Raw genomic sequence first — 6,033 nt, forward strand, 5'->3', positions numbered from 1 at the left:
GAGAAAGACATGCAAAAGAACACCCTCTGGTTTGATAGCCTATCCATGTCAGACGTCGACAAAGTCGGCGGTAAAAACGCCTCACTTGGCGAAATGGTTTCTAATCTGGCGAATGCCGGTGTTTCAGTGCCCAACGGTTTTGCCACTACCTCATACGCATTTAACCAATTTCTAGATTTTGAGGATCTAGATGAACGTATTCATGGATTACTTGACAAGCTGGATGTTGAAGACGTCGATGCCTTGAGAAAAACAGGGGCTACAATCCGTCAATGGGTGCTCGACGCTCCCTTCCCTGCCGATCTTGAGCAGGACATTCGTAATAATTACCAAGAACTCATTGAGGGCAATACAGAGCTGTCTGTTGCTGTGCGCTCCTCAGCTACTGCAGAAGATTTACCTGATGCTTCATTTGCGGGTCAGCAAGAGACATTTCTCAATGTCAGCGGCATAGATGCTGTGCTTGAAGCAACTAAGCATGTTTACGCCTCTTTATTTAACGACAGGGCAATATCTTATCGAGTTCACCAAGGGTTTGACCACAGAGGTATTTCCTTATCCGCAGGCATCCAACGCATGGTGCGCTCCGACAAAGCTTCTTCTGGGGTCATGTTTACCCTAGATACTGAATCTGGGTTTGATAAAGTGGTCTTTATCACTTCCTCTTGGGGTTTAGGTGAAATGGTTGTTCAAGGCGCGGTAAACCCTGACGAATTCTATGTTCATAAACCAATGCTCGAGGCCGGTGAGCACGCCATTGTTAAAAAAACATTTGGTTCAAAACTTATAAAAATGATCTATTCAGATAACCCTGAAATAGGTAAGCAAGTCGACACCATAGATACTACAGAGCAAGAGAGACATCAATTCTCCCTCAACGATGAGGAAATTACTGAACTTGCTAAACAAGCAATGATCATCGAAAGGCATTACCAACGTCCTATGGACATAGAATGGGCTAAAGATGGTATCGATGGGAAACTATATATTGTCCAAGCAAGACCAGAGACTGTATGCTCTCAAAGCGAACAAAACGTAATCGAGCGCTATGAACTCAGCAACAAAGCAGACGTATTAGTGGAAGGCCGTGCGATAGGACAACGTATCGGTTCAGGCCCTGTTCGTTTAGTCGACTCTCTAGATCAAATGTCCTTAGTCCAAGATGGAGATGTATTGGTCACTGATATGACAGATCCTGATTGGGAGCCTGTGATGAAAAAAGCATCAGCGATCATCACCAACCGTGGTGGACGAACCTGTCATGCCGCAATTATCGCTAGAGAACTCGGTATTCCTGCCATCGTTGGTTGTGGCAATGCGACATCTAGTCTGACAGACGGAAGTTTAGTAACGGTTTCATGCTCTGAAGGCGAAACAGGGTACGTATACAATGGCCAGTTAGACTTTGACATCAAACGTTCCACGGTCGATGAGCTTCCCGTTTTACCGACCAAGGTCATGATGAACGTGGGCAACCCAGATCGCGCCTTCGATTTTGCCCAGATCCCGAATGAAGGGGTTGGTTTAGCTCGCTTAGAGTTCATCATCAATAAAATGATAGGTATTCACCCCAAAGCACTACTTAACTTTGATACACAAACCGACGAGCTTAAAGCAGAAATTAGTGAACGCATTCGTGGCTATAAAGATCCAATCGATTTCTATGTCAGCAAGCTGACTGAAGGAATTGCGACGATTGCTGCTGCTTTCTGGCCAAAGCGAGTGATTGTTCGCATGTCTGATTTTAAATCTAATGAGTACAGTAATCTTGTCGGTGGTCAAAGCTATGAGCCACATGAAGAAAACCCAATGCTGGGCTTTAGAGGAGCATCGCGTTACATTTCACCAGTATTTGAAGACTGCTTTGAACTAGAAACTCTAGCAATTAAGCGCGTACGTGATGATATGGGGCTAAAGAACGTCGAAATTATGATTCCTTTTGTTCGTACACCAAGCGAAGCGGCATCGGTTATCGATATTCTGGCTAAGTATGGCCTGCGCCGAGGCGATCAAGGGCTGAAAGTTATCATGATGTGTGAATTACCTTCAAATGCCGTTCTCGCAGAGGATTTCCTTAAATACTTCGACGGCTTCTCTATCGGCTCAAACGACATGACCCAGCTTACTCTCGGTCTTGATAGAGACTCCGGTGATGTGGCTCATCTATTCGATGAACGCAATCCGGCAGTGAAAGCCATGCTTAAAATGGCGATCGATGCGGCAAGTAAAGCGGGTAAATACGTCGGCATCTGTGGTCAAGGCCCATCAGATCACGATGACTTAGCTGAGTGGTTAATGGAGCAAGGCATTAGTTCTGTCTCACTTAATCCAGACACGGTTATTGATACTTGGTTAAAGCTTGGAAAAGTCGCAAACAAGTAAATACAGACCTAATGATAACAACCGCCCAATGGGCGGTTTTTTTATTTGAGCAATCGGTAAATATAATGAATGAGCTCACAATTATGGATATCACATGTCTCTTAATAGCAAAAACTAACTTGCAACATAATAACAATCAATTTAACATCCTCGAAACAAGGCACCGTAATTTTACACAAACGTCATATTATATTGTGCATATTTAGGGAAATTTATTGAATAGTATTGCAAGAATACTCAATAAGGATTACTCTTCGCCAAGAATGACTAAGTAGATATGTTTAGTGAATAGATATGTTCAAAAAGCATACAGAATTGATTCACTAGCAGTAACACGAGATTTTCAATGCAGAATAACGCTCAAACTATTAAACAGACAAATACCAAAGGTAATCTTTGGATGTTTTTGATCCCTTCGTTACTGGGTTTGTTCCTTTTCATGGCACCCATTCACTATGAAGGGGACATCACTATTCCTATTGCTGTCCTAGCTAAAACTATTCAAGCATTATTCGGTGACCATTTAGTCGGCATCGTTACTTCAGTCATTATTTTTATGGCCTCAGCTTCAGTCCTATGCCGGATAAAAAACCCTGACTTCATATCTCGTAGCGCATTCTTAAACGGACTTTTTAATCCCAGCCCACTTTGGTTACTAGTACGTGTAATAGGTGGCCTTGCCGTTGCTATGACATTCTTCCAGGTAGGCCCCAAAGCAATCTGGGAGGAAAATACCGGAGGGCTGGTACTCGAAGGCCTATTGCCGACACTCTTCTCAGTATTTATCTTTGCTGGTTTGCTGCTACCTCTATTGCTTAATTTTGGCTTGTTGGAATTGTTTGGCACTCTGCTTAGCAAGGTAATGCGTCCAATCTTTAACCTTCCCGGCAGAAGTGCTATCGACTGTATGGCATCATGGCTTGGAGATGGATCTGTTGGAATTCTTCTAACTAGTAAACAGTACGAAACTAAATTTTATACTCAAAGAGAAGCTGCGGTTGTTGGGACTACTTTCTCTGCCGTATCCATCACCTTCAGCTTGGTTGTACTGGCACAAGTTGAACTCGAACATTTATTTTTGCCTTTTTATGGTGCCATATGTCTAGCCGGAATCGTTGCCGCGATTATCATTCCACGTATTCCGCCATTGAGTATGAAAAAGGACACCTTTATTGACGGTTCTACACCCGCTGAAGATGCTGACCTAATTCCTGAAGGCCATAGCAACTTTTCTTGGGGTATGGAGCTAGCGCTAGCAAAAGCAGGTAAAGTTAAATCACTGGGTTCTGTTTTTGGTGAAGGTGTTCGCAATGCGATTGATATGGTATTTGGTGTTCTACCTGTGGTCATGGGTCTAGGTACTATCGCTTTAGTGATTGCCGAATACACTTCTGTATTTAGTTTCCTTGGTCAACCTTTTATTCCGTTTTTAGAGTTACTTGGAGTTCCAGAAGCTGTTGCCGCTTCAGAGACTATTGTTGTAGGCTTTGCTGATATGTTTATTCCAGCAATTTTAGCAAGCTCAATTGATAATGAAATGACTCGCTTTGTTATTGCAGCCATGTCTGTCACTCAGTTGATATACATGTCAGAGGTGGGTGCACTACTTCTTGGTAGCCGCATTCCTGTTAATATCTTTGAGCTGTTCGCTATCTTTATCCTGCGAACTTTAATTACTCTACCAGTCATTGCTGGCGTCGCTCATTTGATTTTCTAGCTCGCTTAAAAAATCAAGGCCCTACTTATTGGGCCTTGCTTAGTTTTTATTTTTGGTCACAAGTGTTACCAATACCGTTCAAAAATAACATTTCCACCTGTCGCTCTACGATATTTCTCCAGACCAAAAGACTGTAATGTTTGGGTCGTTTCTTTGATCATTTCCGGATTACCACATAACATGGCAAAACTACTCTCTTTGGTAAGTTGTATTTTAGCTATGTCCTGAATTTGATTAGCCTGCAGAAATTGAGGGATACGCCCACTTAATGCAAAAGAGGATTCCTCTCTTGAAACAATAGGCAAATATAAAAGGCGACCTTGATATTGTTCCAACAACTGATCAATCAAGTAACGATAAACCAAGTCTTTTTCATGTCTGACTCCGTGAACCAATACAATTTTATCCAGATCTAATCTAACGTTGACGTCATCGAGCAATGATAAAAAAGGGCCAATGCCTGTTCCTGTCGAGAGTAGCCATAGATCCTGAGTAGATTTTGGAATTGAACTGAAAATAAGATCACCATGAGCTGTGTTACCCACATAAACTTGATCGCCTTCTTTCAACTTGTGTAAGTCAGGCGTTAGTTTTCCTTGAGGATTCGCAACCACTAGGAATTCGAGTGTGCCACTATTATTAAGAGGTGCATTGACAAGAGAATAAGCACGGCTCACCAGTTGGCCAGCGTCATCATGAAGTGCAAGTTTGGTGAATTGCCCCGCTTTAAAGTCAAGTGGAGCACCACTCAAGCGCAAGCTGAATAGCTCATCAGTCCAGTCCGTACGCTGCTCTAAATAAGCGAGATTAAAACCACTAGGTGCTGTCATATCAGATCCTCAATCAGTCTTATTACTTTAAAATTACTCCTCTACTCTATTGATGTAAAGCCCTGCCATATATCAACCATCTGCAATCACATTTTAAAAACATTTTTAACTAACTTTATGAATTTTGATTACAATCTTAGGTCAACCTACTGACATAAGGGGCTCTTCATGCACGAACTATTAAAGACATTTCCAGTTATCAGTGAAGTTAAAGTGGCATGGGGCGAGATGGATGCGCTGCAACATGTCAATAATGTCGTGTATTTTCGGTATTTCGAATCTGCTCGCTTATCCTACTTTCAAAAAATAAATTTATCGCTCGACTCTTCTCAAACTACTATCGGACCCGTGTTAGCAGAAACAAACTGCAAATATAAGCTGCCCATTACCTACCCTGATACCCTTTTTATCGGTGCTAAGGTCATCGATATACAAGAAGATAGATTCACTATGGAATATCAAATTGTCAGTCAAAAAATAGGCAAAGTCTGCACTCAAGGCCAGGCAACCTGTGTGATGTTTGATTTTATAAATCATTGTAAGGTAAAACTACCTAGTCAAATAAAACAAGGGATTTTAGATCTTGAGACTTGTTAGTGATTTTTAGATACAATAGGTAAATAATTTGACTATATACTATTTACCTAAAAATAGTGATGCTATTTATAACGTAATTTTATATTTTAAGAAAATATGATGAGGAAACGTTTATTTAGAATGATTCTTTATATACGTCTTTTATTGAATCCAATAATAATTGATACATTTCTCCTGAAATATCACTTCTGCTCATCAACACATGCCCCTGTAGTGTTCAACAAATTCCGGACACTAACTTAAGCCGATTTTCGGCAGTAACTGGCGATAGCCCATCATTTGCTTGATGAGGCCGTTGCCTATTGTAGTAATCCATCAAGTAATAACTGATATCCTTCTTTGCCTGAGTTTGGGTTAGGTACCCAGTAGTTGGTATCCATTCGGTTTTTAGACTTCTAAATAGCCTTTCCATTGGGGCATTATCCCAACAGTTACCTCTACGACTCATGCTCTGAGTTATGCGATATCGCCAAAGCCTTTGACGATATTTAAGGCTGCTATATTGGC

At 41.5% G+C, this 6,033-nt stretch carries 5 protein-coding genes; 3 read left to right on the forward strand and 2 right to left on the reverse strand.

Features of this window, described 5'->3' with window-relative positions; genetic code table 11:
• Positions 1-9: 9 nt before the first annotated feature.
• Complete coding sequence (gene ppsA, locus DPF90_RS09815; protein ID WP_162814013.1) at positions 10-2,382, forward strand: phosphoenolpyruvate synthase; 2,373 nt, start codon at positions 10-12, stop codon at positions 2,380-2,382.
• Between the two features lie 346 nt (positions 2,383-2,728).
• Positions 2,729-4,099, forward strand: coding sequence for a YjiH family protein (locus DPF90_RS09820; RefSeq protein WP_114786160.1), 1,371 nt, complete (start codon positions 2,729-2,731; stop codon positions 4,097-4,099).
• 65 nt (positions 4,100-4,164) lie between these two features.
• On the opposite strand, the gene DPF90_RS09825 is transcribed toward DPF90_RS09820, so the two are convergent.
• The gene (locus DPF90_RS09825) at positions 4,165-4,929 is read right to left on the reverse strand and encodes a ferredoxin--NADP reductase (protein WP_114786161.1); all 765 of its coding nucleotides are present in this window, start codon (positions 4,927-4,929) and stop codon (positions 4,165-4,167) included.
• A gap of 168 nt (positions 4,930-5,097) precedes the next feature.
• Here DPF90_RS09825 and DPF90_RS09830 point away from each other — a divergent pair, with 168 nt between their 5' ends.
• Positions 5,098-5,526 carry an acyl-CoA thioesterase gene (locus DPF90_RS09830; protein ID WP_114786162.1) on the forward strand — a complete coding sequence of 143 codons (429 nt, stop codon included), beginning with the start codon at positions 5,098-5,100 and terminating at the stop codon, positions 5,524-5,526.
• 217 nt (positions 5,527-5,743) lie between these two features.
• Here the strand turns inward: DPF90_RS09830 and DPF90_RS09835 are convergent.
• The coding region (locus DPF90_RS09835; protein WP_162814014.1) for an integrase core domain-containing protein at positions 5,744-6,033 on the reverse strand (290 nt) is incomplete at its 5' end.

The organism is Vibrio tetraodonis, from assembly GCF_003350295.1.
In the GTDB taxonomy this organism is placed as follows: domain Bacteria; phylum Pseudomonadota; class Gammaproteobacteria; order Enterobacterales; family Vibrionaceae; genus Vibrio; species Vibrio tetraodonis.

Bases quoted from the DNA above. Each gene is read 5' to 3' on its own strand.
- DPF90_RS09820 (WP_114786160.1), top strand. From the start codon at position 2,729: ATGCAGAATAACGCTCAAACTATTAAACAGACAAATACCAAAGGTAAT.
- DPF90_RS09830 (WP_114786162.1), top strand. From the start codon at position 5,098: ATGCACGAACTATTAAAGACATTTCCAGTTATCAGTGAAGTTAAAGTG.
- DPF90_RS09825 (WP_114786161.1), bottom strand. From the start codon at position 4,929: ATGACAGCACCTAGTGGTTTTAATCTCGCTTATTTAGAGCAGCGTACG.
- ppsA (WP_162814013.1), top strand. From the start codon at position 10: ATGCAAAAGAACACCCTCTGGTTTGATAGCCTATCCATGTCAGACGTC.